The sequence below is a fragment of the Curtobacterium sp. ER1/6 genome (genome assembly GCF_001742745.1).
GTDB classification, from domain to species: Bacteria; Actinomycetota; Actinomycetes; order Actinomycetales; family Microbacteriaceae; genus Curtobacterium; species Curtobacterium citri.
On sequence record NZ_MJAK01000002.1, the window covers coordinates 55,310 to 81,527 of the forward strand.

The window sequence follows — 26,218 nt, forward strand, 5'->3', positions numbered from 1 at the left end:
CGACCGGTGCGCACCGCCCTGGGGTTGTGGTCCTCGGCCGTTCCGTGTCGGGCACCCGGCCCGTCCGGCTCGGCGTCCCAGGTGACGCGAGTCCCGGTCACGGCGCGCTCTCACCGCACCTGATCGTCCGGGCTGCGCCCGGAAAGCTCTCTCGCCGCACGGATCGGCCGCGCGACTCCAGCCATTGTCGCACGACGTGCCAGGAAAGTACCGGAACGGGCATGCGATGATGACGGCGTGAGCACGAGCGCAACCTCGCCCCGCCGCCCCGTCGCCATGGCGGTCTTCCTCGTCGTCACCGGCGCGGTCGGCCTCTTCGCCGCGTTCAACCTGGTGATCGACGAGTTCGCGAAGTACGAGAACCCGTCGAAGGCGCTGTCCTGCGACGTCAGTCCCTTCGTGAACTGCTCGCAGGTGATGACGAGCTGGCAGGGGTCGCTCTTCGGCTTCCCGAACCCGCTCCTGGGCGTGATGGGCTTCGTCGCCCCGATCGCCGTGGGCGTCATGCTGCTCGCCGGCATGCGGAACGGACACCGGTGGTTCTGGGTCCTGTTCAACGCGGGCGTGCTCCTCGCCTGGGTCTTCGTGACCTGGCTCTTCACGCAGACCGTGTGGGTCATCGGCTACCTGTGCCCCTGGTGCCTGCTCGTGTGGAGCGTCACGATCCCGATGTTCTGGATCTTCACGACCTGGAACGCCGCGCAGGGACGCTTCGGCGCCGGGCTCCAGCGGGTCGGGCGCGCACTGCTGCCCTACTCGTGGGCGCTCGTGCTGGCGAACTACGCCGTGATCGTGGTCAGCATCCTGATCGTCTTCCCCCGGGTCCTCACCACGCTCTGACGCCGGCCGGCGCTTTCGAGCCGCGCCCTGCTGACGCCCGTGTGCTCCGCGGGCGCCGGTGCCCGCGGGCGAACCCGTGCGCGCCCGTTCCTTCCCATGACAGGTGCGGTACCTGGCGAGAACGGGCGTACCTGGTCGGATAGATCGACCAGGCACGCCCGGAACCACCAGGCATGCGCGGACCGACCAGGCATCCCCGCGGCCCTGTCCCTCGCCCCCATCCTCCGCGCCGGGGGTGCTCGGTGCCCGTTCCTTCCCATGACGGGTGCGGTACCTGGCGAGAACGGGCGTACCTGGTCGAACAGATCGACCAGGCACGCCCGGAAAGACCAGGTACGCCCGGAACCACCAGGCACGCCCGGAACGACCAGGCACGCGAGCGCGCCCGACCAACTCCCGACCCCGGGCACGACGACGGCCCCGCACCCCCGGGAGCGGGGGGACGGGGCCGTACGGCGTGGAGCGACTACTTCGCGGCGGCCTGGATGGTCGGCACGACGTCGGTGAGCGTGTTCACGCGCTGCCCGTTCACGAGGATGGTCGGCGTGCCGAAGCCCTGCGGACCCTTGAGGCTCTCGTCGGCGAGCACCTGGTTCGTCACCTTCGTGACCCACCCCTTGTACGTCTCGTTCGACAGGCACTCGGAGACCGCGGAGCTCGTGGCACCGCCGGCCTTCACCAGGTCGGCGATCTCGGCGTTCGTCAGGCCCTTCGTGCCCTCCTCCGGCTGCTTCTCGAAGAACTGCGTCTGCACGTCGAGGAACTTGTCCGGCTCGTTGTTCGCGACGCACATGGCGGCGTTCGCGGCACGGCTGGCGTAGCGCGACCCGAGGTAGCTGCGGTCGAGGATCGAGACCGGGTGGATCTCGAGCGTCGCCTGACCGTTCTTGACGTAGTCGGCGATCTGGTCGGCGTAGGCACCCTCGAACTGCTTGCACACCGGGCAGGCCCAGTCGACGTACTCGACGACCTTGACCTTGCCGTCGCTGTCGGCGGTCGGGACCGGAGACGGGGTGCCGTCGGCGGAGACCCCACCGGTCGTGACCGGCTCGATCTTGCCGTCGGCACCGGTGAACTGGATGCCGCCGGTGACCATGTTCTTCGGGCCGGCGGCCGACACGGAGCCACCACCGTTGTTGACGTTCACCACGACGATCGCGACGATGGCCGCGACCGCCACGATGCCCAGGCCGATGCCGCCCTGGAGGAACCACTTGTTGCGGCGCTTGCGACGCTTCTCGGCGTCGGCGCGCTGGCGGGCGACGTCGCGGGCGTGCTGACGGCGCTCGTTCTTGGTCGGTCGGTCGTTGTTCGTCATCGCTTCGGGATCCTGTCGGGGCCGGGGGTCACGCGAACCAGAGGGCGAGCTCGCGGGCGGCGGACTCCGGGGAGTCCGAGCCGTGCACGAGGTTCTGCTGCACCTTAAGGCCCCAGTCACGACCGAGGTCGCCACGGATGGTGCCCGGGGCGGCCGAGGTCGGGTCGGTGGTGCCGGCGAGCGAGCGGAAGCCCTGGATCACGCCGTTGCCCGCGACGCGCACGGCGACGACGGGTCCGGACTGCATGAACTCGACGAGCGGCTCGAAGAACGGCTTGCCCTGGTGCTCCTCGTAGTGCGAGTCGAGCAGCTCGCGCGAGGCGGTCACCATCTTCAGGTCGACGATCTCGTAGCCCTTGGCCTCGATCCGGCGGAGGACCTCTCCGGTGAGCTGGCGGGCGACGCCGTCGGGCTTGACGAGGACGAGGGTCTCTTCGAGATCGGACACGCAGTTCTCCTGTGGTTCGGTGGTCGTCAGTCCTCGCCCTGCGCGGCTCGGAACGCGGCGTTCTGCCGGTCGAGCTGACCGCCCTTGACGAAGCAGAACACCCACAGCGCCAGGAACACCGCGCCGACCGCGAACATGAACGGTTCGATGAAACCGGTGGCGAGGATGGCCGCCTGCAGCAGCCACCCGAACCATACACCGGCCGGCTTGCCCGTCAGGCGTGAGGAAGCTGCGAGGACGATGATCGCGAGGATCCCGCCACCGAACGCCGCGAGCGGCGGCAGCGTGCCCTTCCCGTACACGACGAGCATCGGGAAGAAGAACATCACGGCCTCGAGTCCGAGGGTGATGGCGAGCAGGCTCTCGCGGGCACCGCGCTGCGGACGCGGCTTCCGCACGCGCGGCTGGCGGCCCGGCCGGGAGGCCCGTGGTGCGTCCGTCACTCCGCCTCGCCTCCCCCGGAACGCAGCCCTTCCGCGTGGACCAGGTCCATGACCTTGCCCACCATCACGATGGACCCCGCGACGAGCACGAGGGCGTCCTCGGCGTCCGCCTCGTCCGCCAGGTCGCGCGCCTCCTGCAGCGCCTGCTCGAGCGACGGCTCGACGACCACGCGGTCCTCGCCGACCTCGGCCACGACGACGCGGGCGAACGCGTCGGCGTCCAGGGCGCGGTCGCCGGGCGGCTGCGTGACGACGAAGGTCTGCACGGTGTCAGCGAGCGCGCGGACGAAGCCGCGGGCGTCCTTGTCGCCGAGGATCCCGACGACGCCGACGACGTGCTCCGACGGGAACGCGACCGGCAGCGCCTCGGCCAGGGCGCGGGCCCCGTGCGGGTTGTGCGCGGCGTCGACCACGACGGTCGGCTCCTGTGCGATCGGCTGCAGGCGACCGGGGCTCGTCGCCGCGGCGAGGCCCTCGGCGAGGACGTCCTCGTCGAGGGCCTGCGACCCGCGACCGAGGAACGACTCGACGGCGGCGATCGCGACCGCGGCGTTGTGCGCCTGGTGCTGGCCGAACAGCGGGACGAACAGGTCGTCGTACCGGCCGGCGATGCCCTGCACGGAGACGAGCTGGCCGCCGACCGCCGGGGTGTCCGACACGACCGAGAACCCGGTGCCCTCGACCGCGAGCGTCGACTCGGTGAGCTCGGCCGCACGCTCGAGCTCGGCGAGCGCCTCGGGCGTCTGCGCGCTCGACACGACGGACGACGACGGCTTGATGATCCCGGACTTCGTGCGGGCGATCTCGGCGACGGTCGACCCGAGCTGCTTGGCGTGGTCGATGGCGACGGGCGTGATCACCTGAACCTGGCTCTGCACGACGTTCGTGGAGTCCCACTCCCCGCCCATGCCGACCTCGATCACGGCGACGTCGACCGGCGCCTCGGCGAAGCACGCCAGGGCGAGGACGGTGAGCGCCTCGAAGAAGGTCAGGGGCTGCTCGCCCCGGTCGGTGAGCTCCTGGTCGGTCATCGCGAGGATCGGCGTGATGTCGTCCCAGTTCTCGACGAACCGGTCGGCCGCGATCGGCTCGCCGTCGATGACGATTCGCTCGCGGATCGAGACCAGGTGCGGGCTCGTCATCAGGCCCGTCCGGAGCCCGTGCGCGCGGACGATGCTCTCGGTCATGCGGGCGGTCGACGTCTTGCCGTTCGTGCCCGTGACGTGGATGACCGGGTACGCCAGGTGCGGGTCGCCGAGGAGTTCGACGGCACGTCGGGTCGCGGTCAGCCGGCGCTCGGGGGCCTGCTCGCCGATCCGGGCGTACAGGGCCGCCTCGACGCGCCGGACCTCGTCGTCGTCCCCGCCGTACGGCAGGGCATCGGCCGGGGTCTGGTCGCCGGACGGGCCGACGGGGATCTCGATGCCGTCCCCGGCCGGGTCGTCGTGGTCGTCGTACGCGTTGCTGTCGCTCATGCGCGTGCCACCTCCACGGACACCTTCGCACCGTCGCCGACGTCCGAGCCCTCGCCGGGAGCGAACGTCGTCGTGGTCACCTCGACGCTCGTCGACAGGGTCTCCCCCGCGATGAGCTGTTCGTGCGTGCGGACCGGGCCCTCGGCGTCGGCCGACACCCGGAGGGTCAGGGCGATGCGGTCGCTGACGTCGAGGTCGGCGTCGCGGCGGGCCTGCTGCACGGCGCGGACGACGTCGCGGGCGAGCCCCTCGGCCTCGAGCTCCGGCGTGGTCACGGTGTCGAGCACCGCGAAGCCACCGCCGTCGAGGAACGCCACCGCGACGGAGTCGTCCGTCACGGTGAGGTCGAGCGTGTACTCGCCCTCGACGAGGTCCACGCCGCCGACGGTGACGCCGGACTCCGTCGCGACCCAGTCGCCCTTCTTGGCGGCCGGGATCACCTGCTGCACCTGCTTGCCGATGCGGGGACCGGCGGCACGGGCGTTGACGGAGAGCTTCCGCTCGATGCCGTAGCGGCCGAGCGAGGACTCCTCCTGCTGCTCGAGCACGACCCGCTTCACGTTGAGCTCGTCGCGCAGGATGTCCGCGAACGGCTCGATCGCGGTCGGGTCCGGCACCACGAGGGTCAGCGTGGCGAGCGGCAGCCGGACGCGCCGACCGGTGGCCTTGCGGAGCGCGAGGCCCTTCGAGGCGACGTCCCGCACGCGGTCCATCGCGGCGACGAGGGCGTCGTCGGCCGGGAACTCGTCGGGCGACGGGAAGTCCTCGAGGTGCACGCTGCGCCCGCCGGTCAGGCCCTGCCAGACCTCCTCGGTGACGAGCGGTGCGAGCGGCGCGGCGACCCGGGTGAGGGTCTCGAGCACGGTGTGGAGCGTGTCGAACGCCGCCTGCGCCTCGGGCGAGGACGCCGCGCCGAGCCAGAACTTGTCGCGCGAACGCCGGACGTACCAGTTCGTCAGCACGTCGGCGAAGTCGCGGACGGCCTGCGCCGCGAGCGGGGTGTCGAGCGCGTCGAGGTGCGTCGTGACGTCGGCGACGAGCACGCGGGTCTTCGCGAGCAGGTAGCGGTCGAGCACGTCGGTGCTCGCCGTGCTGCGCGAGGCCTGGTAGCCGTTGTCGCCGGAGGCGTTCGCGTAGAGGGTGAAGAAGTAGTACGTCGACCACAGCGGCAGCAGGAACTCGCGGACGCCCTGGCGGATGCCCTCCTCGGTCACGACGAGGTTGCCGCCGCGGATCACCGACGACGACATGAGGAACCAGCGCATGGCGTCGGCACCGTCGCGGTCGAACACCTCGGACACGTCCGGGTAGTTCCGGAGCGACTTCGACATCTTCTGGCCGTCGGAGCCGAGCACGATGCCGTGGCTGATCACGTTCCGGAAGGCCGGGCGGTCGAACAGCGCCGTGGACAGGGCGTGCATGACGTAGAACCAGCCACGCGTCTGCCCGATGTACTCGACGATGAAGTCGGCGGGGCTGTGCTCCTCGAACCACTCGCGGTTCTCGAACGGGTAGTGCACCTGCGCGTACGGCATCGACCCGGAGTCGAACCACACGTCGAACACGTCCGAGATGCGGCGCATGGTCGACTGCCCGGTCGGGTCGTCGGGGTTCGGGCGGGTCAGGTCGTCGATGAACGGACGGTGCAGGTCGACCTCGCCGTCGGCGTTCACCGGCAGCCGACCGAAGTCGCGCTCGATCTCCTCGAGGGAGCCGTAGACGTCCTGGCGCGGGTACGCCGGGTCGTCCGACACCCAGACCGGGATCGGCGTGCCGAAGTAGCGGTTCCGCGAGACCGACCAGTCGATCGCGTTGCCGACCCACTTGCCGAACTGGCCGTCCTTGACGTTGTCCGGCACCCAGTTGACGTCCTGGTTGAGCTCGCCCATCCGGTCGCGGAACTCGGTGACGCGGACGAACCACGACGAGACCGCCTTGTAGATGAGCGGCTTGCGGCAGCGCCAGCAGTGCGGGTAGCTGTGCTCGTAGGACGCCTGGCGGAGCAGGCGACCCATGTCGCGCACGGCCTTCGTCAGCGGCTTGTTCGCGTCCGACCAGAGCATGCCGGCGACCTCACCGAACTGCGCGGTGAAGCGGCCGCCCTCGTCGAGGGAGAGCACGACCGGGATGCCGGCGGCCGCGCAGACCTCCTGGTCGTCGGCGCCGTACGCCGGGGCCTGGTGCACGATGCCCGTGCCCTCACCCGTCTCGACGTACTCGGCGACGAGGATCCGCCACGCGTGCTCGTACCCCTCCTGGTCGGCCAGGAAGTCGAACAGCCGCTCGTACCCGACGCCGTCGAGCTCGGCGCCGGCGACCGTGCGGAGCACGGCGGCGAGCGCGTCGTCGGCCGACTCGTAGCCGAGGTCCTTCGCGTGGGCCGCCACGGTGTCCGAAGCCAGGAGGTACCGGGCCGCACCGGCGTCGCCACCGTCAGCCGCGCCTCCCGGCCCGGCCGGCACGACCGCGTACGCGATCTCCGGACCGACGGCGAGCGCCGCGTTCGTCGGCAGCGTCCAGGGGGTCGTCGTCCAGGCGAGGGCGCGGACCCCGGTCAGGTCGAGCTCGGCGGCGCGGGCACCCTGCAGCGGGAACGACACCGTGACCGACTGGTCCTGGCGCATCTTGTAGACGTCGTCGTCCATGCGCAGCTCGTGGTTCGACAGCGGGGTCTGGTCGTTCCAGCAGTACGGCAGGACGCGGAAGCCCTCGTACGCCAGACCCTTGTCCCAGAGCTGCTTCCACGCCCACAGGACGCTCTCCATGTACGTGACGTCGAGGGTCTTGTAGTCGTCCTCGAAGTCGACCCAGCGTGCCTGGCGGGTGACGTACGCCTGCCACTCGTCGGTGTACTGCAGCACGGACTTCCTGGCGGCCGCGTTGAACACGTCGACGCCCATGTCGTCGATCTCGTGCTTCTCGGTGATCCCGAGCTGGCGCATCGCCTCGAGCTCGGCGGGCAGGCCGTGGGTGTCCCAGCCGAAGCGGCGGTGCACCTGCTTGCCGCGCATGGTCTGGTAGCGCGGGAAGACGTCCTTCGCGTAGCCGGTCAGCAGGTGACCGTAGTGCGGCAGGCCGTTGGCGAACGGCGGGCCGTCGTAGAACGTCCACTCGGTGCAGCCCTCGCGCTGGTCGATCGACGCCTGGAAGGTGTCGTCGCCCTTCCAGAAGGCGAGGATCCCCTGCTCGACGGCGGGGAAGCTCGGCGAGGGCGTGACGCCGTCGGCGTTCGAGTTCAAGGGGTAGCGCACCGCATGGCTCCTGTGGTCGGGGTCGTCTGCCACGAGGACGGAGCGTGCTCCGCGGTACCACCTCGCTTGCCGGCCGCTGCTCGCGCTGCGACCGACCGCTCGTTCGCCGGATGGGGTGCGGTCCGGTCCGCCCGGGTCTACTGACGACGGTGGTGCTGCCGCGTTCTTCCGGAGGCTCCCCGGTGATGGCCGGTTCGACGCCTGGTGGGACGAGTCTACAAGAGTCGGAGCATGCTGGAGCGATGCCCTCGTCCGAGAAGCAGGACCGTCCGGAGTCCCTGCTCACCGTCGTCATCGCCTTCGCCGCCAACCTGCTCGTGGCCGTCGCCAAGACCGTCGCCTCCATGCTCACCGGATCGGCGTCGATGACCGCCGAGGCCGCGCACTCGTGGGCCGACACCGGCAACGAGGTCTTCCTGCTCGTGGCGGAACGCCGGGGTGCGAAGCAACGGGACCGGAAGCACCCGCTGGGCTACGGACGCGAGACCTACATCTGGTCGATGTTCGCCGCGTTCGGCCTCTTCACCGCCGGCGCCGTCGTGTCGATCTGGCACGGGATCACCGAGCTCGGCGAGACCGGTCCCGCAGAGGACGTCGTCCTCAACTACGTCGTGCTGGCGATCGCGTTCGTCCTCGAGGGCACGAGCTTCCTGCAGGCATACCGCCAGGCGCACGGTGCCGCCACGAAGCGCCGCGTGCCGGTGCTCCGGCACGTGCTGCAGTCGTCGAACCCCACGCTCCGGGCCGTCTTCGCCGAGGACGCCGCCGCGCTCGTCGGCCTCGTCATCGCGTTCCTCGGGGTCTTCCTCCACCAGGTCACCGGCCTGGCGGTGTTCGACGCGATCGGCTCCATCGCGGTGGGGCTGCTGCTCGGGGTCGTCGCGATCGTCCTCATCGAGCGGAACCGCCGCTTCCTGGTCGGCGAGGCCACCTCGCCCGAGCTGGAGGACGCCGTCCTCACCGAGCTGCTCCGCCGCGACGAGGTGGAGCGGGTCACGTACCTGCACCTCGAGTTCGTCGGACCGTCACGGGTGTTCCTCGTCGCCGCCGTCGACCTGACCGGCAACGAGGACGAGGAGCACGTCGCCGTGCGGCTGCGTCGGGTCGAGGAGTCCCTGGAGACCAGTCAGTACATCGAGGAGGCGGTGCTCACGCTGAGCATCCCGGGCGATGCGTCGCTCGCAGCTCGTGGAGACGGCGAGGTCCCCGCGATCGTCCGCGACGGCACGGTCGAGGACGTCGCGTCCGGCGGCGCGGGCACGCTCCGGGCGTAGGGCCCGACCGCGGAGCCGGTCAGCGCGCGTCGAGCCCCGCCGCGACCGGCGTCAGCGCCGCGCCGACGTACTCCACGAGCGAGCGTCGCCCGACCCCGTCGGCGACCCAGACCCCGAACGCCGCCGCGGCCGCCCCGAGCAGCGCTCCGGAGACCGTCTGCGGCCAGAGCGCCGTCGGGCGCTCCCCCGTCCGGGAACCGACGAACGCCGACACCGCCCCGTGCTGCGCCATCACCCGCGCGGCGACGCTCGCGACGAGCTCGGTGCCGATGTCCATCACCTCGGCCTGCGCGATCGCCCACGGCACGCGCTCCGGGTCGTGCGCCCGCGCGGCCGCCACGAGCGCCTCCTCCACCGCGCGCACCGGGCTCCGCTCGGTCGACGCGGCCAGGAACGCGGGGATGTCGGCGACCGCGGCGTCCAGTTCGAGCCAGAGCACGTCGGACTTGGCGCCGAAGTAGTTGAAGAAGGTCGCACGGCTGACGCCGGCCCGGGCGGCGATGTGGTCGACCGTCGTCCGTCCGTAGCCCTGCTCGAGGAACAGCTCGGCCGCCGCGTCGGCGAGCACCCCGGCGCTCGAGCGTCGGGGGCGGCCACCGCGGCGCATCGTCTCGTCCATGCCCTCAGTAAACCGCTAGACTCGACGCGCCATGATCTTGGACCGAGTACAGAAAACACGCGCCCGCGCCCTCCTCACCGCCGCGGGCGCCTCCGCGGTCCTGCTGACCCTCACCGCCTGCACCGGTGGCGGCGCGGCCACCTCCGACAGCACGCCGGTCAGCGGCGGCACCCTCACGTACGCCTCGGGCGACGCGGAGCCCACCTGCCTCGACCCGCACGTCGGCGGCAACTACCCGCAGGCCCTGCTGTCGACGCAGTACATCGAGACGCTCACGAGCCTCGACCGCGACCGCCGGCCGAGCCCCGCCCTCGCGACCGACTGGCAGACCAGCGGCGACGGCAGGACCCTGACGTTCGACCTGCGGAAGGACGTCACGTTCTCGGACGGCACCCCGTTCGACGCGGCCGCCGTCGTCGCGAACATCGAGCACGTGCAGGACCCGACGACCGCGTCGAGCACGGGCTACCTCGCCCTGCAGTCGATCACGAAGGCCACCGCGACCGACGACCACACGGTGACGCTGACCCTGAGCCGTCCGGACAGTGCGCTGCTCGAGTCGTTCTCGCAGCCGTGGGTCGGCATGGAGTCCCCGAAGGCGCTCGATCGTCCGCAGGCGACCAACTGCGAGTCCCCGGTCGGCACCGGCCCCTTCACCGTGACGAAGTGGCAGCACGGTGACCGCGTCACCCTGGCGAAGAACACCCGGTACACGCCGCTCTCCGGGTCGACGGAACCCCGCCTCGACGGCATCACCTGGCGCTTCCTGCCCGACTCGACCTCGCGCTACGCGGCGCTGCAGGCGGGCCAGGTCGACGTCATCGACAACGCCCAGCCCGACCAGCTGAAGGCCGCGTCCACGAAGGGCGCGATCCGCGACCTCGACGCCCCGCGCCCCGGCGCCTCGAACCGCCTCGAGCTGAACTCCGGGCACGGCGTGTTCCAGGACGAGGCGGTCCGCAAGGCCTTCATCGCCGGCGCCGAGATCGACCCGGGTCTCCGGAGCCTGTTCCTCGGCACCGCGAAGCGCTCGTACTCGGTGCTGTCGAGCGTCGAGCCCGACGGGTACTCCGACCCGGCCCTGTTCGAGTACTCCCCCACGACCGCGGAGCGCCTGCTCGACGAGGCCGGCTGGAAGGTCGGCAGCGACGGGATCCGCCAGAAGGACGGCGAGCGCCTCACCGTGACCTTCCCGGTGTCGACGAACCAGTCCGTGCCCGCCGAACGCAGCCTGTTCCAGCAGGTCCAGGCCTCCGAGAAGGCCGTCGGGTTCGACGTCCGGCTCGAGGAGCTCGACCTGTCGAGCTGGTACGCCGCGCTCGCCGCGAACCAGTACGACGTCGTCAGTGCGCCGTACACGAAGGTCGGCCCCGACGTCCTCCGGATCCTCTACGACAGCGCGAGCATCACGCCGGCGCCGTCGGGCTACTTCGCGAACCTCGCGCAGCTCGACGACCCGACGGTCGACGACCTCCTGCAGCGTGCGGCCGCGACCGCCGACGCCGACGAGCGCGGGGACCTGTACCGTCAGGCCCAGCAGCGGATCCTCGCCAGCGGCACCGTGCTGCCGCTCTACGACCAGCAGAACCACTTCCTGTACCGGTCGACCGTCCACGGCATCGAGACCACGTCGGTCTCCACACCGTGGTTCGGCACGGCGTGGATCGCGCGCTGACGAGCCCACCGGCCGGGAGGCACCCCCTGCGTCCGACACGCGAGCACCGGACCGCCGTCGGCTCGGCATGGGTCCTGTGGGGCCTCCGCCGGGCGGCCGGCGGCGTCGGCGTGCTCTGGGCCGTCGCGACGATCGTCTTCGTCGCGATCCGGCTCGTCCCCGGTGACCCAGCGCTCGCGATCCTCGGTGGTCCGGGTTCCCAGGCCTCGGCCGAGGCGGTCGACGCCGTCCGCCGGGAGTACGGGCTCGACCGGCCGGTGCTCGTCCAGTACGCGGTGTTCCTCGGCCGACTCGCGACCGGGCACCTCGGCGACTCATACGCCTTCCGCACCCCGGTGTCGACGCTCCTCGCGCAGCAGCTCCCGATGACGCTGACGCTCGCCGTGGCCGGGCTCGTCGTCGCCTGGGTGCTCGCGATCGCCGCCGCGTGGTGGTCCACCCAGCGCGGCCGCGTCGCCGCCGCCCTGACCGGCGCGATCACGGTGACGGCCAGCGTCGTCCCGCACTTCTGGCTCGGCAGCGTGCTCATCGTCGTCTTCGCGAGCGCCCTCGGCTGGGTGCCGGCGGTCTCGGACGGCTCCGTACGAGGCTGGGTGCTGCCCGTGCTCACGGTCGCGGTCCCCGTCGCCGGGTACCTCGCCGAGACCGTGCGCGACGGCGTGGTCGACGCGCAGCGCTCGGCGTTCGCCCTGGCCGCCCGCGGTCGCGGCGAGTCGCGCGCGGGACTCTTCGGTCGGCACCTTCTGCGGCACGCGGCACTGCCCGGCATCGCCCTGTCCGCCTGGGCCTTCGGGTCGCTGGTGTCCGGCGCGGTCGTCGTCGAGTCGGTGTTCGCGCTGCCCGGCATCGGCCGTGCCCTGGTGACCGCGGTCACGCAGCGGGACATGCCGCTCGTCGCCGGCATCGCGCTCGTGTCCGCCGCAGCTTACGTCGTCGTCCTCGCCGTCGCGGACCTCGTCGAGCGCCTGGTCGACCCGCGGGCCGGCGCCCCCGTCGGCGGCCGTCCCGGCGGACGGACCGCGACGCGCCGGCGGGGCCGGGTACCCGTCGGGACGCACCACGGGACGGGCGCACGGTGAGCGGCATCGCCGACCCGGGCCTCCAGGCCGGTGCGACGCCGGCCACGGCACGGTCCGAGCGGTCTCGTGGGGGGACGCTCGGGCCGGCGGGGCTGGTGGCCGCGGTCGTCGTCGCCGCCGCGGTGGTGGCGGCCGTCTGGCCGTCGCTGCTCGGCGGCGGGGACCCGCTCGCGGTGCACCCGGCGGACGCCCTGGCCGCGCCGAGCGGCGCGCACCCGTTCGGCACCGACGAGTCCGGACGCGACGTCCTGACGCGGGTGGTCGCCGGGACGCGCGCGTCGCTCGTGGTCGGGGTGGTGGCCACCCTGGTGGGCGGCACGACGGGTGTGGTGCTCGGCACGGTCGCGGGCCTCGGCGGACGGCTCGTCGACGCGGTGGTCGGTCGGCTGACCGAGGTGGCGTTCGCCCTGCCGCTCCTGCTCGTCGCGCTCGTCGTCATCGCGGTGACCGGGCCCGGACCGGTGCCGGCGACGCTGGCGGTCGGGTTCGCGACGGCACCCGGGTACGCACGCATCGTCCGCGCCCTCGTCCGCACCGCGCGGTCCTCGCAGGTGGTCGAGACGGCGGTGCTGCAGGGACGCCCGCCCGGGCGGATCCTGTTCCGCCACGTGCTGCCCGCGGCGCTCTGGCCCGTCGTCGCCGTCGCCACCCTCGGGGTCGGGCAGGCGGTCGTGTGGGCCTCGGCGCTGAGCTACCTCGGTGTCGGGACGCCGCCGCCGGCGCCGGAGTGGGGCGCGATGCTCGCGGACGGTCGCACCTACCTGCTGACCGCGCCGTGGATGAGCACGTTCCCCGGGCTCGCGATCGTCGTCCTGGCCACGTCCGTGACGGTGCTCGGACGCGCGGTGCGACGAGCGGGGGCCGCACGGTGAACACGGGAGGCGCGGAGCGCACGGCGACCGCTCGCGTGCTCGACGTCAGCGGGCTCACCGTGACCACCGGCGGTGCCACGCTGGTGCACGACGTCACCCTGCACGTCGCCGCCGGCGAGTGCGTCGCCCTCGTCGGCGCGTCGGGCTCGGGAAAGACCGTCACCGCCCGGGCGGCGCTCGGGCTGTCGGCACCGGGCGCGGTCGTCCGCGCGGACCGGCTCGACCTCGACCGCACCGACGTCCGCGGGCTGTCCGAACGCCGGTGGCGGCGGCTCCGGGGCTCGACCGTCGGGTACGTCGGACAGGAGGCCCTCGGCGCGCTCGACCCGCTCCGCCCCGTCGGTCGGGAGGTCGCCGACGCCCTGCGCCTGCACACCGACCTGCGGGCCGTCAACCGGGTCGAAGCGGTGCGCGAGGCGCTGGCGGCCGTCGGGCTCGACCCGGCGCTGGCCACCGACGGGCGGCTCGCGGGCACGCTGTCGGGCGGGATGCGGCAGCGGGCGCTCATCGCCGCGGCGACCGTGGCCTCGCCGGCCCTCGTCGTGGCGGACGAACCGACCACCGCACTCGACGCGGCGGTCGCGGTCACCGTGATGGATCAGTTGCGTGCGGCGCAGCAGCGCGGTGCCGGGCTCCTCGTCATCACGCACGACCTCGGCCTCGTCGCCGGGTGGGCGGACCGCGTGGTCGTCGTGGACGACGGCACGGTGGTCGAGGACGGCCCGGTCGCGGCGGTCCTCGACGCGCCCGCGCACCCCGCGACGCGGGCGCTGGTGCGGGCGGCGCGCTCGGGCGCTGACCGCTCCCGGGCCCCGGCCGCGGCGGCGGCGGCGGCGGCGAACGGTGCGCCGGTGCTCGACGGCGTGGGGCTGACCCGCGTGTTCGACGAGGTCCCCGCCGTGCAGGACCTCGCGGTCACGGTGCGCCCGGGCCGGGTGACGGGGGTGATCGGTGCCTCCGGTTCCGGCAAGACCACGGTCGCGCGCATGCTGCTCGGGCTCGAGACCCCGGACGCCGGCACCGTGACGCTCGACGGTGCGCCGTGGGTGCCGCTGCCCGAACGGGAGCGCCGGGACCGACGGCACCGGGTGGCCGCAGTCGTGCAGGACCCCGGGGCGACGTTCGACGAGCGGTGGACGGTCGAGCGCGTGCTCGCCGACGCCCTGACGGACGGTGGTGCACGCCGGGCGACCGGTGCGCTCGCCGACCGGGTCGATGCGGCACTCCGGCAGGTCGGGCTCGACCCGGCGCTGCGCTCCCGTCCCCCGCGCACGCTGTCGGGCGGGCAGCGGCAGCGGCTCGCGATCGCCCGGGCGCTGGCGACCTCGCCCGAGGTGGTCGTGCTCGACGAACCCGTGACCGCCCTCGACGCGACGGTGCAGGACGCCGTGCTGACGCTGCTCGAGCGACTCCGCGACGAGACCGGCGTCGCGATGCTGTTCGTGTCGCACGACCTCCGTGCGGTGCGTCGGATGGCCGACGACGTGCTCGTCGTGCACGAGGGCCGGGTCGTCGAGCAGGGTCCGGCGTCCCGCGTGTTCGACGCACCCGAGCACCCGGCGACCGAGCGACTGCTGACGGCCTCCGCCCGCCTGGCCGCCGGCGCCTGAGCAGCTGCCGCCGGCGCCGCGGCGCCGCGCCAGCGGGCGAGTCTCGCCCAGGCGGACACGTTCGCGGTAGCGAAGCCGCGAACGTGTCCGCCGGGCCGAGTCTCGGGGAATGCCCACGGAGCGGACATGCCGGGAGGCACGGTGCGCGTCCGTGGCGGACGTGCGCCGTGCCTCCCGGCCGACAGGGGCGGCTACGAGCCGGTGGTCTCCTGCTTCGGGGCGTCGCCCGAGATGATCGGGATCTCGCTCGTCGAGAAGTCCTTCGCCCAGTCGGACTGCGCGAGCTCCGAGCTCGGGTCGTTGTAGTCCTCGATCACGCCGGCGACCTCGTCCTCGTGCGCCACCGTCGGGCCGGAACCCATCAGCGGCGTCGCGGCCGTCTCCTTCGTGAAGTACACGGCGACGAGCCCGATCACGGCTGCGAGCATGAGGTAGAACGCGGGGATGTCCTCGGCCCACGACAGGCCGGCGTCCTTCGCCCCGGCGATGAGCGCCTGGGTCGCGAGGGGCGTGGTGCCGCCGAACAGCGAGACCGAGACGTTGAAGGCGATGGCGAGGGCGCCGTAGCGGATGATCGTCGGGAAGAGCGCCGGGAGCGTCGACGGCATGGTCGAGGTGAACGTGACGAGCACGAGCCCCAGGATCAGCAGCCCGAAGAACACGCCGGCACCGGTGCCGGACTGCACGAGCTTGAGCGCCGGCCACGACAGCAGGATGAAGCCGATGCAGCCCGCGGCGAGGACCGGACGTCGACCGAACTTGTCGGACAGACGGCCGCCGAAGGTGATGACGACCATCATGAGGATCATCACGATGACGATGAGGATCAGGCCGAACGTCGCGTTCTGGCCGAGGTTCGTCTCGAGGTAGGTCGGCATGTACGACAGCAGCATGTAGTCGGTCACGTTGAACACGAGGACCAGACCGATGCAGATGAGGAGCGACCGCCAGTTCTCGGCGAAGAGCTTGAGGAACGGCGTCTTCTGCGACTCGCGCTCGGCGGCCTGCTCCTGCTGCTTCTGGAACGCGGGGGTCTCCTCGAGCTTCAGGCGCAGGTAGAGGCCGATGAGCCCGAGCGGGCCGGCGATCAGGAACGGGATGCGCCAGCCCCAGCTGAGCAGCGAGTCCTCGGGGAGGGCGTACTGCAGGGCCGTGACGATCGAGGCGCCGAGCACGTAGCCGGCGAGCGTGCCGAACTCGAGCCACGAGCCCATGAACCCGCGGCGCTTGTCCGGCGAGTACTCGGCGATGAACGTCGCGGCGCCGCCGTACTCACCGCCCGTCGAGAAGCCCTGCACGAAGCGTGCGACGAGGAGCAGCACCGGTGCCCAGAACCCGATCGTGTCGTACGAGGGGATGAGGCCGATCATGAGCGTGCCGGCGGCCATGAGGATCATGGTCAGCGCGAGGACCTTCTGGCGGCCGATCTTGTCGCCGATCGGGCCGAAGACGGCACCGCCGATCGGACGGACGATGAACGCGGCCGCGAAGAAGCCGAAGGTCGCGACGAGGTTGGACGTCGGGTCGCCCTCGGGCAGGAACACCTTCGAGATCGTGACGGTCAGGTACGCGAAGATGCCGAAGTCGAACCACTCCATCGCGTTGCCGAGTGCCGCGGCGGCGACGGCACGCTTGAGCAGCGACTCCTCGACGACGGTGACGTCGTCCTCGGTCAGCTTGCGGCGTGCACGCTTCGCGGCGGCCTTCGTGCGCAACGGCCGATCGCCGTGCTGGTGGGATTCGTTCGGTGCCAAGTTCGTTCCTCCGGTAGTGCTGTGTCTTGCCTTCGGGCGTCCGGCGGAGAGCGACTGTGCAGTCCTGACGGAAACCGCGTCCGCCGGACAAACTCCGACAGCCTAGCAGATGGAGCGCTCCGACGCGACGGCCCGCTACGATGTGCTCACCACGCACGTCCTGCGTGTCACTCAGGCACCTCACCACGGACTCGGTGCCGCACACATCGATCGAAAGGCCCCGCCATGTCGAAGCCCATGCCCGAGAAGCCCACCGTCGACGGACTCGAGCAGGTCTGGGGCCCGGTCTGGGAGCAGGACGGCACCTACCGCTTCGACCGCGACAGCGCGACGAAGGACGCGGTGTACTCGATCGACACCCCGCCGCCGACCGCCTCCGGGTCGCTGCACATCGGCCACGTGTTCTCGTACACGCACACCGACCTCAAGGCCCGGTACGAGCGCATGCGCGGCAAGCACGTCTTCTACCCGATGGGCTGGGACGACAACGGCCTGCCGACCGAGCGTCGCGTGCAGAACTACTACGGCGTCCGCTGCGACCCGCAGCTCCCGTACGACCCGGCGTTCGTCCCGCCGTTCGAGGGCGGCGACGGCAAGTCCGCCAAGGCCGCCGACCAGCTGCCGATCTCGCGCCGCAACTTCATCGAGCTGTGCGAGCGCCTGACCGTGCAGGACGAGCAGCAGTTCGAGCACCTCTTCCGCACGCTCGGCCTGTCCGTGGACTGGACGCAGTCGTACCGGACCATCGACGACACGTCCCGCGCGAGCGCGCAGCGTGCCTTCCTCCGCAACCTCGAGCGCGGCGAGGCCTACCAGGCCGACGCCCCGACGCTCTGGGACGTCACGTTCCGCACCGCGGTGGCCCAGGCCGAGCTCGAGGACAAGGAGATGCCCGGCGCGTACCACGGCCTCGCGTTCCACCGCACCGACGGCGGCGAGGACGTCGTCATCCAGACCACCCGCCCCGAGCTGCTCCCCGCGTGCGTGGCCCTCGTCGCCCACCCGGACGACGAGCGCTTCCAGGACCTGTTCGGCAAGACCGTCCGCTCTCCCCTGTTCGACGTCGAGGTCCCGGTGCTCGCGCACCACCTCGCGCAGCAGGACAAGGGCGCCGGCATCGCGATGGTCTGCACCTTCGGTGACACCACCGACGTGGTGTGGTGGCGCGAGCTCCAGCTGCCGAACCGCGCGATCATCGGCTTTGACGGCCGCGTGCGCTCGGACGAGCCGACCTGGATCGAGTCCGCCCGCGGCAAGGAGCTCTACGCCGAGATGGCCGGCAAGACGGTGTTCTCGGCGAAGAAGGTCCTCGTGGACGCCCTCACCGAGTCCGGCGACCTCGTCGGCGACGTCAAGACGATCAACCACCCGGTGAAGTTCTTCGAGAAGGGCGACAAGCCGCTCGAGATCGTCTCGACCCGCCAGTGGTACATCGTCAACGGCGCCCGCGACGAGCAGCTCCGCAGCACGCTCCACCGGCGCGGCGAGGAGATCGCGTTCCACCCGGACTTCATGCGCGTCCGCTACGACAACTGGGTCGGCGGCCTGTCCGGCGACTGGCTCATCTCGCGCCAGCGCTTCTTCGGCGTGCCGCTGCCGGTCTGGTACCCGCTCGACGCCGACGGCAACCCGGTGTTCGACCAGCCGATCGTCCCGACCGAGGACCAGCTCCCGGTGGACCCGGCGTCCGAGCCCGCCCCCGGCTACGAGGAGTCCCAGCGCGGCGTCGCCGGCGGCTTCCAGGGCGAGCTCGACGTGATGGACACGTGGGCGACCTCGTCGCTCACGCCGCAGCTCGCGGGCAAGTGGGACACCGACCCGGCGCTGTACGACCTCGTGTTCCCGTACGACGTCCGCCCGCAGGCGCAGGACATCATCCGCACCTGGCTCTTCACGACGGTGCTCCGCAGCCAGCTCGAGGCCGACGTGGCCCCCTGGAAGCACGCGAGCATCTCCGGCTTCATCGTCGACCCCGACCGCAAGAAGATGTCGAAGTCGAAGGGCAACGTCGTCACGCCGCTGTCGATCCTCGAGCAGCACGGCGCGGACGCGGTCCGCTACTGGGCGGCCTCGTCGAAGCTCGGCACGGACGCGGCCTTCGACGCGCAGAACCCGAAGCAGATCAAGGTCGGCCGACGCCTGGCGATCAAGGTGCTCAACGCCGCCAAGTTCGTCTACGGGTTCGAGCTCCCGATCGGGGCCACGAGCGTGACCGAGGCGCTCGACGTCGACATGCTCGCCGAGCTCGCGAGCGTGATCGACCAGGCCACCACGGCCTTCGACGGCTTCGACCACGCCCGCGCGCTCGAGGTCACCGAACGGTTCTTCTGGACGTTCTGCGACGACTACCTCGAGCTCGTCAAGGAGCGCGCCTACGGCACCGCGACCGACGCGACGCACGAGACGCAGGCGAGTGCGGTCCTGGCGCTGCGCGCCGCGATCGACGCGCTGCTGCGGCTGCTGGCACCGTTCCTCCCGTTCGCGACGGAGGAGGTGTGGGCCTGGACCCACGAGACCAGCGTGCACCGCGCCTCCTGGCCGACGACGGCCGAGCTGCCGACGCAGGCCGCTCCGACGGGCCTGCTGGCAGCCGTCGGGCAGGCACTCATCGGCATCCGCGGTGCGAAGACCGCCGCGAAGGCCTCGCAGAAGACGCCGGTGACGCGCGCCGTCGTGTCGGCCCCGGCCGAGCAGCGGGCGCTCATCGAGCGTGCGGCGGTCGACCTTGCGGCCGTCGGGCGCATCGAGAACCTGTCGTTCACGGACGGCGAGGAGCTCGCCGTCACCGAGATCGAGCTCGCCGAGCAGCAGGCGTAGCGTCACGGGAGCAGGCCGGACCGTCCGCGGTCCGGCCTGCGACATGACGGATCGGGACGGACTGGAGGCACGGATGCAGTTGGGCACGCGCTGGAACGTGGGTGGGGAGCCGCCGTCGCGACTGCCGGAGACGGTCGTCGTCGCCGTGCGCGGTGTCGAGGACGAGCTGGCGGCCGAGTCGGTCGACGCGTCGACCTGGCGGTGGACGCTCACCTTCCTCGAGGGCAAGCCGGTCGTCGAGCTCGACGACGGCACGTCGATCCACCTCGACGCCGCGGGGCGCGCACAGGTGACGAACCCGGACGACGCGCCGGAGGAGGACTGAGCCGGGCGATCCGCCCGGGGTCCCTCCGCTCCGTGGGTCAGACGAGCCCGGCGCGGTGGGCCGTGATGGCCAGCTGCGTCCGGTTCTGCAGACCGAGCTTGTCGAGGAGCCGCGAGACGTAGGTCTTGGCCGAGGCCGGAGTGACGCCGAGCCGCGCGGCGATCTGCGCGTTCGTCAGCCCCTCGCCGACGGCGACCGCGAGCTCCCGCTCCCGCGGGGTGAGGTCGGCGAGGTCGTCGTCGGCCCCCGATCCGGCGTCCGCGGCCGCCGTCGGGCGGGTCAGCGTCGGGCGGGTCACCGCCCGCGCGACCACCGCGGACGCCACCGCGGGCGCCAGCACGCAGCGGTCGGCTGCGACGTCCCGCACCGCGGTCGCGAGCTCGTGCGGGCGGGCCCCCTTGAGCAGGAACCCCGACGCGCCGACCTCGAGCGCGCGGAGCACCGCGTCGTCGTGCTCGAACGCCGTGAGCACGACGACGCGGGGCGGGACCTCGAGCGCCCGCAGGAGCCCGGTCGTCGCGATGCCGTCCGGTCCGCCGGGCATCCGGAGGTCCACGAGAGCGACGTCGACCCGCAGGCGACGGGCGACCGCCGCGCCGCGTTCCCCGTCCGGGCACTCGGCGACCACGACGATGTCCGGCTCGGACTCGAGCACGAGCCGGATGCTCGCCCGGACGTCGGCGTCGTCGTCGACGAGCAGGACACGGATCACCGGGGCACCTCGACGGTCACCCGGAAGCGTTCACCGAGGACGCCGTGCGTCACGCGTCCGCCGACCGACGCCGCGCGCTCGGCCGCGACCGCCAGCCCGTGGCCGCCGCTCGGCAGTACCGGTGCGTGCTCCGTGACGGGGTTCTCGACCAGGACCCGGACGAGGTCGGGCCAGATCTCGCCGCGGACGTCCACCGCCGCCCCGGGGGCGTGCTTCGTCGCGTTGTGGAGGGCCTCGGCGAGCACGGCGTCCAGGACGGCACTCGATGCGTCGTCGAGCCCGGCCGTCCGGGCGATCGGACCGGCCGCCGGCCCGTGCCGACGGACCACGGTGCCGTCGCGCTCCGCCGCGTCGATCGACTCCTGCCACGAGCGGGACGACCGTGCGCGGGGACCGGTACCGATGTCCGGGCCGCTCGACGACGCGACGTGCGCGTCGTCGGTGCTGTCGGTGCCGTCGGCGCCGTCAGCGGCGTCCGCGCCGGTCGCGCGGTCCGCGCCGTCCGCGCCGTCGCGCAGGAGCCCGACGACGAAGTGCACGTCCTCCAGGAGGTCCGCGCCCGTGTCCGCGATCCTGGCCGCGAGCGTCCGGGCCTCGGCGTCGGCACTGCGCGCGGCGATCGCACTCGCGTGCAGGGTCATCCGGCTGACGTTCTGGCCGACGAGGTCGTGCATGTCGCGGCTCAGGCGGAGCCGCTCGTGCGCGACGACATCGGCCGCCCGGGCGGCGGCCACCTCGGCGGCGAGCCGGAGGCGGTCCTCGCGCAGCGCGACGAGCCGGGAGGCCTCCCCCACCGCACCGCCGACCAGCGCGGGCAGGACGACCCCGAGCAGCGGCGCGGTCTCCTCGGGGAGCGCGACGTGCCCGGCTCGGAACGAACAGGGCACGGGGACGAGGCCGAGCGGGTGCAGGACCGTGTACACACCGAGGACCAGCAGCCACCCCCGCGGACGGCGGGCACCGAGCACGACCGCCATCACCATCACGAAGGAGCACGACCCGGTGGCGGCCCACACGAGCGGTGCGACCACGCTCGGGACGACGGGGAGTCGCCGGACCAGGTACAGCGACAGCCCACCCGCGAGGAACGCGAGCAGCTGTCCGGCGTCCGGCGCCTTCCGCGCCGCGAGTGCGTCGTACCAGGTGCTCCAGGCCGTCACGACCAGGGGGAACGACAGTGCGGCGACGCGGAGGACCCGGCGGGTGCGGACGTCCGGGCCATCGACGAGCCGCTCGATCCACCGGTGGGGTCGCGGGATGGCGCCCGTCGCGAGTGCTGCTTGGAATATCACATGTTCAGTATATGCACCGCAGTCGTCATGCAGCGAGCAGACCCCGGTACACTCGGGAACGGCCGTTCCCGTCTGCTCGGAGCGACCGCCGCACGGGATCGGGAGGACGACCGTTGGCGAACGCCGTGGACCAGGAGACGAGCGAGCGCATCCGCGCCACCGCCGACGCGCTCTTCGCCGCCCGTGGGTTCCAGTCGGTCGGCATGGACGACATCCGGACCGGTGCCGGCGTCTCGCTGAAGAAGCTCTACGCCGCGTTCCCGGGCAAGGACCAGCTCATCGCCGCGGTCCTCGCCGGGCGGCACACCACCTGGGAGCAGGGCATCACCGCGGCCGTCGCGGCTGCGACCGCTCCGCGGGACCGACTCCTCGTCATGTACGACTTCCTCGAGCAGTGGTTCGGCGACGACACGTTCCGCGGGTGCGGCTTCATCAACGCCTTCGGGGAGCTCGGCGGGACCTCCCCCGCGGTGGCGGAGATCGCACGGGCGCACAAGGACTCCTTCCAGCGCTACGTCGCCGGGCTGGCCGCCGACGTCGTCGCCGACGCGGAGACCGCCGAGGAGCTCGCCGCGCAGCTCGCGCTGCTCGCCGAGGGGGCGCAGACCACGGCCGCCATCGCGGGCGACACCGCACCGGCGCGGCACGCGCGCCGTGCCGCCGCGACCCTCATCGACGCCGCCACGCGCTGACGGCCCGCGCGGTCCATGGGTCGAGCGCGCGACCACGTGACGGACGGGAGGCGCGTGGCGGGGCCGCCCCGTGCCTCCCGTCCGTAGTGTGGGGGCCATGGCAACCCCGTTCGACGAACCGAGCACCCTCCCCTACGCCCTCCCGCCGTTCGACGACGTCCGGCTCGAGCACTTCCGCCCCGCGTTCGACGCCGGGACGGCCGAGCAGCGCGCCGAGGTCGAGGCGATCGCCGCCTCGGACGAGGCCCCGACCTTCGAGAACACGCTCGTGGCGCTGGAGCGCTCCGGGCAGCTGCTGACGCGCGTCTCCCACGTGTTCTTCACCCTGTCCTCCGCCGACTCGACGCCCGAGCTGCACGACCTCGAGGCCGAGGTCTCCCCGCTGCTCGCCGCGCACCGTGACGCGATCACGCTCGACTCCCGGCTGTACGCCCGCGTCGACGCGGTGCGTTCCGCGCTGGGCGACCGGGCCGACCTGACGGACGAGGACCGCAGTCTCGTCGAGCGGACCCACACCGAGATGACGCTCGCCGGCGCCGGCCTCGACGAGGCCGGCAAGGAGCGCCTGACCGCGATCAACCAGGAGCTCTCGACGCTCACCACGACCTTCGAGCGGAACCTGCTCGAGGACACGAACGACCTCGCCGTGCACGTCACCGACGAACAGGAGCTCGACGGGCTCGACGACGGCGCGAGGTCCGCCGCTGCCGGGGCTGCTCGCGACCGGGGGCTCGACGGGTGGTTGATCACCCTGCCGCTGTACACCGGGCACCCGTGGCTCGCGTCGCTGACCGACCGTGGGCTCCGGGAGCGGGTCATGCGGGCGTCACTCTCCCGCGGGCGCCGTGGGAACGAGCACGACAACCGCGACGTGCTGCTGCGGATCGTGCGCCTCCGCGCCGAGCGCGCCGAACTGCTCGGGTTCCCGAACCACGCCGCCGTCGTCACCGCGGACGAGACCGCCCGGACGCCCGAGGCCGTCGACGGCCTGCTGTCGTCGCTCGTGCCGGCCGCGACGGCGAACGCCGACGACGAGCGGGCCGTTCGCTCCCGCACCGTCGGCTTCGACGTCGAGGCGTGGGACTGGGCGTACGCGACCGAGGTCCTGCGCGGCGAGCAGTTCGCCGCGGACAGCTCGGCGCTCCGGCCGTACTTCGAGGCCGACCGGGTCCTGCGCGACGGCGTCTTCCACGCGGCCGGCGGGCTCTACGGGCTGACGTTCACCGAACGTCCGGACCTGCACGGCTACAACGACGAGGTCCGGGTCTTCGAGGTGCGTTCGGACGACGACGCACCGGTCGGGCTCTACCTGCTCGACCTGTACACGCGGGACGGCAAGCGCGGCGGCGCGTGGATGAACCCCGTCGTCGAGCAGTCCGAGCTGCTCGGCACGCTGCCGGTCGTCGTGAACAACCTCAACGTGGCGAAGCCGGCGGCGGGCTCCCCCACGCTCCTCATCCAGGACGAGGTCGAGACGCTCTTCCACGAGTTCGGGCACGCGCTGCACGGACTCATCGCCCGGACGACGTACCCGCGGTTCTCGGGGACGAACGTCGAACGGGACTTCGTCGAGTTCCCGTCGCAGGTGAACGAGATGTGGGTGTCGTGGCCGTCGGTGCTCGCGAACTACGCCAAGCACCACGAGACCGGTGCGCCGCTGCCGCCGGAGCTCGTGCTCGGCCTGAGTGACTCGGCGGGCTTCAACGAGGGCTTCTCGACCACGGAGTACCTCGCCGCGGCGCTCCTCGACCAGGCGTGGCACCGACTGTCCGCGGCGGCAGCCGCCGAGGTCACCGACGTCGAGGCGTTCGAGCGACAGGCCCTGACGGACGCCGGGGTGGACGTGCACGCGGTGCCGCCGCGGTACTCGTCGACGTACTTCGCGCACACCTTCTCGGGCGGGTACGACGCCGGGTACTACGGGTACATCTGGTCCGAGGTGCTCGACGCCGACACCGTGGAGTGGTTCCGCGAGAACGGCGGGCTGTCCCGGGAGGCCGGGGCGCGGTTCGCGGCGAAGGTGCTCGGCGTCGGCGGGGCGCAGGACCCGCTGGAGGCCTACCGCGCGTTCCGCGGGCGCGACGCCGAGGTCGGCCCGCTGCTGCGGCGCCGCGGGCTGGAGTAGGCGCGCGGCGGGGCCCGACCGGCCCGGCCGGGCGGCCCGGCGGCCGGCGGTTGGTGTCGAACCACGGATGCGACGTCGAACCAGGGCACCCTGCTGGTTCGACGTCGTGTTCGTGGTTCGATCCCGGGTGGGAGGGACGGGACGGACGGCACGGACCGGACGCATCCGCTCGGAGCGCCGCCCCCGGACACACGGACGGCCCGACGCCCGAGGGGACCGGGCCGTTCGCGAACGGCGAGCTACGCGGACTTCTCGACGCGCTTCGCCCGCGGGTGCGGGACGATCGTCGGCGCCGCGTTCTCGAGCACGGACTCGCGGGTGATCACCACGCGCGCGACGTCGTCGTCCGAGGGCACGTCGAACATGACCGGCCCGAGGACCTCCTCGAGGATGGCGCGGAGACCACGGGCACCGGTCTGCCGCAGCACGGCGAGGTCGGCGATGGCCTCGAGCGCGCCGCGGTCGAACTCGAGCTCGACCCCGTCGATCTGGAACATCCGCTGGTACTGCTTCACCAGCGCGTTCTTGGGCTCGGTCAGGATCTGCATGAGCGCCGACTGGTCGAGCTGCGACACCGTGGTGACGACGGGGAGACGCCCGATGAACTCGGGGATCAGACCGAACTTGTGCAGGTCCTCCGGCAGGACGTCCGCGAACAGGTCCTGCTGGTCGAGCGGGCTGTGGAGCGGCGCGCCGAACCCGATGCCGCGCTTGCCGACACGCGAGGACACGATGTCCTCGAGTCCCGCGAACGCCCCCGCGACGATGAACAGCACGTTCGTCGTGTCGATCTGGATGAACTCCTGGTGCGGGTGCTTCCGTCCACCCTGCGGCGGGACCGAGGCCGTCGTCCCCTCGAGGATCTTGAGCAGCGCCTGCTGCACGCCCTCGCCCGAGACGTCGCGCGTGATCGAGGGGTTCTCGGCCTTCCGCGCGATCTTGTCGACCTCGTCGATGTAGATGATGCCGGTCTCGGCCCGCTTGACGTCGTAGTCCGCGGCCTGGATCAGCTTGAGGAGGATGTTCTCGACGTCCTCACCCACGTAGCCGGCCTCGGTCAGGGCCGTCGCGTCGGCGACCGCGAACGGGACGTTCAGACGCTTCGCGAGCGTCTGGGCCAGGTAGGTCTTGCCGCAGCCGGTCGGACCGATGAGCAGGATGTTCGACTTGGCGATCTCGACGTCGTCGCGGTCCTCCGCGGCGGTGATCTGCCCCTGCGCGCGGATGCGCTTGTAGTGGTTGTAGACGGCCACGGCGAGGGCACGCTTCGCCGGGTCCTGGCCGATGACGTACTCCTGCAGGAAGTCGAAGATCTCGCGGGGCTTCGGCAGGTCGAAGTCGCCGCCCGTGGTGTCCTCGCCGGCCTCGGCCAGGCGCTCCTCGATGATCTCGTTGCACAGCTCGACGCACTCGTCGCAGATGTACACCCCCGGTCCGGCGATGAGCTGCTGGACCTGCTTCTGGCTCTTGCCGCAGAAGGAGCACTTCAGCAGGTCAGCGCTCTCCCCGATGCGTGCCATGTCGGTGCCCTCCTTGGATGACCGGTGCGGATGACCGGTGCGGTCGACCGATGCAGGCTGGTGACCCGCCCGATGGA

At 72.2% G+C, this 26,218-nt stretch carries 20 protein-coding genes; 10 read left to right on the plus strand and 10 right to left on the minus strand.

The window, feature by feature from the left end; all coding sequences use genetic code 11:
- The first annotated feature begins 237 nt into the window (after positions 1-237).
- On the plus strand, positions 238-840 hold the full coding sequence (locus tag Cus16_RS04625; protein WP_223246523.1) for a vitamin K epoxide reductase family protein: 603 nt from the start codon (positions 238-240) through the stop codon (positions 838-840).
- Between the two features lie 466 nt (positions 841-1,306).
- On the opposite strand, the gene Cus16_RS04630 is transcribed toward Cus16_RS04625, so the two are convergent.
- The 5 genes from Cus16_RS04630 to ileS are packed head-to-tail and all read right to left on the minus strand — an operon-like array spanning position 1,307 to position 7,775.
- Positions 1,307-2,158: a DsbA family protein gene (locus tag Cus16_RS04630; RefSeq protein ID WP_069711496.1), complete on the minus strand. Its 852-nt coding sequence runs from the start codon at positions 2,156-2,158 to the stop codon at positions 1,307-1,309.
- Between the two features lie 28 nt (positions 2,159-2,186).
- Positions 2,187-2,606 (minus strand): nucleoside-diphosphate kinase, encoded by a 420-nt coding sequence (ndk, locus tag Cus16_RS04635; protein ID WP_069711497.1) that lies wholly within the window; start codon positions 2,604-2,606, stop codon positions 2,187-2,189.
- A gap of 26 nt (positions 2,607-2,632) precedes the next feature.
- Complete coding sequence (locus tag Cus16_RS04640; RefSeq protein WP_069711498.1) at positions 2,633-3,049, minus strand: DUF4233 domain-containing protein; 417 nt, start codon at positions 3,047-3,049, stop codon at positions 2,633-2,635.
- Positions 3,046-4,524 (minus strand): bifunctional folylpolyglutamate synthase/dihydrofolate synthase, encoded by a 1,479-nt coding sequence (locus tag Cus16_RS04645; RefSeq protein WP_083263710.1) that lies wholly within the window; start codon positions 4,522-4,524, stop codon positions 3,046-3,048. Before Cus16_RS04645 ends, Cus16_RS04640 begins: the two co-directional genes overlap by 4 nt.
- On the minus strand, positions 4,521-7,775 hold the full coding sequence (gene ileS / locus Cus16_RS04650) for an isoleucine--tRNA ligase (RefSeq protein ID WP_069711499.1): 3,255 nt from the start codon (positions 7,773-7,775) through the stop codon (positions 4,521-4,523). Before ileS ends, Cus16_RS04645 begins: the two co-directional genes overlap by 4 nt.
- A 242-nt stretch (positions 7,776-8,017) precedes the next feature.
- Here ileS and Cus16_RS04655 point away from each other — a divergent pair, with 242 nt between their 5' ends.
- Positions 8,018-9,049 carry a cation diffusion facilitator family transporter gene (locus Cus16_RS04655; protein WP_069711500.1) on the plus strand — a complete coding sequence of 344 codons (1,032 nt, stop codon included), beginning with the start codon at positions 8,018-8,020 and terminating at the stop codon, positions 9,047-9,049.
- A 19-nt stretch (positions 9,050-9,068) separates the two neighbouring features.
- Here Cus16_RS04655 and Cus16_RS04660 read toward each other — a convergent pair whose 3' ends face one another.
- Positions 9,069-9,668 (minus strand): TetR/AcrR family transcriptional regulator, encoded by a 600-nt coding sequence (locus Cus16_RS04660; RefSeq protein WP_069711501.1) that lies wholly within the window; start codon positions 9,666-9,668, stop codon positions 9,069-9,071.
- Between the two features lie 31 nt (positions 9,669-9,699).
- Here Cus16_RS04660 and Cus16_RS04665 point away from each other — a divergent pair, with 31 nt between their 5' ends.
- The 4 genes from Cus16_RS04665 to Cus16_RS04680 are packed head-to-tail and all read left to right on the plus strand — an operon-like array spanning position 9,700 to position 14,904.
- The gene (locus Cus16_RS04665; protein WP_069711502.1) at positions 9,700-11,343 is read left to right on the plus strand and encodes an ABC transporter substrate-binding protein; all 1,644 of its coding nucleotides are present in this window, start codon (positions 9,700-9,702) and stop codon (positions 11,341-11,343) included.
- Complete coding sequence (locus Cus16_RS04670) at positions 11,328-12,422, plus strand: ABC transporter permease (protein WP_317614857.1); 1,095 nt, start codon at positions 11,328-11,330, stop codon at positions 12,420-12,422. The genes Cus16_RS04665 and Cus16_RS04670 overlap by 16 nt, the downstream gene beginning before the upstream one ends.
- A complete protein-coding gene (locus tag Cus16_RS04675) occupies positions 12,419-13,294 on the plus strand; it encodes an ABC transporter permease (RefSeq protein ID WP_069711503.1) in 876 nt (291 codons plus the stop codon). Before Cus16_RS04670 ends, Cus16_RS04675 begins: the two co-directional genes overlap by 4 nt.
- Complete coding sequence (locus Cus16_RS04680) at positions 13,291-14,904, plus strand: ATP-binding cassette domain-containing protein (RefSeq protein WP_223246524.1); 1,614 nt, start codon at positions 13,291-13,293, stop codon at positions 14,902-14,904. The genes Cus16_RS04675 and Cus16_RS04680 overlap by 4 nt, the downstream gene beginning before the upstream one ends.
- A gap of 191 nt (positions 14,905-15,095) precedes the next feature.
- Here the strand turns inward: Cus16_RS04680 and proP are convergent, their stop codons facing one another.
- On the minus strand, positions 15,096-16,658 hold the full coding sequence (proP, locus tag Cus16_RS04685; RefSeq protein WP_223246525.1) for a glycine betaine/L-proline transporter ProP: 1,563 nt from the start codon (positions 16,656-16,658) through the stop codon (positions 15,096-15,098).
- A gap of 225 nt (positions 16,659-16,883) precedes the next feature.
- Between proP and valS the strand changes: the two genes are divergently transcribed.
- Positions 16,884-19,475, plus strand: coding sequence for a valine--tRNA ligase (gene valS / locus Cus16_RS04690; protein WP_069711505.1), 2,592 nt, complete (start codon positions 16,884-16,886; stop codon positions 19,473-19,475).
- A 73-nt stretch (positions 19,476-19,548) separates the two neighbouring features.
- Positions 19,549-19,800: a hypothetical protein gene (locus tag Cus16_RS04695; RefSeq protein WP_069711757.1), complete on the plus strand. Its 252-nt coding sequence runs from the start codon at positions 19,549-19,551 to the stop codon at positions 19,798-19,800.
- Between the two features lie 37 nt (positions 19,801-19,837).
- Here Cus16_RS04695 and Cus16_RS04700 read toward each other — a convergent pair whose 3' ends face one another.
- Complete coding sequence (locus Cus16_RS04700; protein ID WP_069711506.1) at positions 19,838-20,512, minus strand: response regulator transcription factor; 675 nt, start codon at positions 20,510-20,512, stop codon at positions 19,838-19,840.
- Positions 20,509-21,804 carry a sensor histidine kinase gene (locus tag Cus16_RS04705; RefSeq protein WP_069711507.1) on the minus strand — a complete coding sequence of 432 codons (1,296 nt, stop codon included), beginning with the start codon at positions 21,802-21,804 and terminating at the stop codon, positions 20,509-20,511. Before Cus16_RS04705 ends, Cus16_RS04700 begins: the two co-directional genes overlap by 4 nt.
- Positions 21,805-21,917: 113 nt before the next feature.
- Between Cus16_RS04705 and Cus16_RS04710 the strand changes: the two genes are divergently transcribed.
- Positions 21,918-22,496: a TetR/AcrR family transcriptional regulator gene (locus Cus16_RS04710; protein ID WP_223246526.1), complete on the plus strand. Its 579-nt coding sequence runs from the start codon at positions 21,918-21,920 to the stop codon at positions 22,494-22,496.
- A 97-nt stretch (positions 22,497-22,593) separates the two neighbouring features.
- Positions 22,594-24,621, plus strand: a complete 2,028-nt coding sequence (locus tag Cus16_RS04715) for a M3 family metallopeptidase (RefSeq protein WP_069711508.1) — start codon at positions 22,594-22,596, stop codon at positions 24,619-24,621.
- A gap of 239 nt (positions 24,622-24,860) precedes the next feature.
- On the opposite strand, the gene clpX is transcribed toward Cus16_RS04715, so the two are convergent.
- Positions 24,861-26,141, minus strand: a complete 1,281-nt coding sequence (gene clpX / locus Cus16_RS04720; protein WP_069711509.1) for an ATP-dependent Clp protease ATP-binding subunit ClpX — start codon at positions 26,139-26,141, stop codon at positions 24,861-24,863.
- Positions 26,142-26,218 lie beyond the last annotated feature (77 nt).

What these genes read in the sequence shown, in the direction of transcription:
- Cus16_RS04660 (WP_069711501.1), bottom strand. Translation starts at nt 9,668, where the DNA reads ATGGACGAGACGATGCGCCGCGGTGGCCGCCCCCGACGCTCGAGCGCC.
- Cus16_RS04715 (WP_069711508.1), top strand. Translation starts at nt 22,594, where the DNA reads ATGGCAACCCCGTTCGACGAACCGAGCACCCTCCCCTACGCCCTCCCG.
- valS (WP_069711505.1), top strand. Translation starts at nt 16,884, where the DNA reads ATGTCGAAGCCCATGCCCGAGAAGCCCACCGTCGACGGACTCGAGCAG.
- clpX (WP_069711509.1), bottom strand. Translation starts at nt 26,141, where the DNA reads ATGGCACGCATCGGGGAGAGCGCTGACCTGCTGAAGTGCTCCTTCTGC.
- Cus16_RS04645 (WP_083263710.1), bottom strand. Translation starts at nt 4,524, where the DNA reads ATGAGCGACAGCAACGCGTACGACGACCACGACGACCCGGCCGGGGAC.
- Cus16_RS04630 (WP_069711496.1), bottom strand. Translation starts at nt 2,158, where the DNA reads ATGACGAACAACGACCGACCGACCAAGAACGAGCGCCGTCAGCACGCC.
- Cus16_RS04655 (WP_069711500.1), top strand. Translation starts at nt 8,018, where the DNA reads ATGCCCTCGTCCGAGAAGCAGGACCGTCCGGAGTCCCTGCTCACCGTC.
- Cus16_RS04695 (WP_069711757.1), top strand. Translation starts at nt 19,549, where the DNA reads ATGCAGTTGGGCACGCGCTGGAACGTGGGTGGGGAGCCGCCGTCGCGA.
- Cus16_RS04665 (WP_069711502.1), top strand. Translation starts at nt 9,700, where the DNA reads ATGATCTTGGACCGAGTACAGAAAACACGCGCCCGCGCCCTCCTCACC.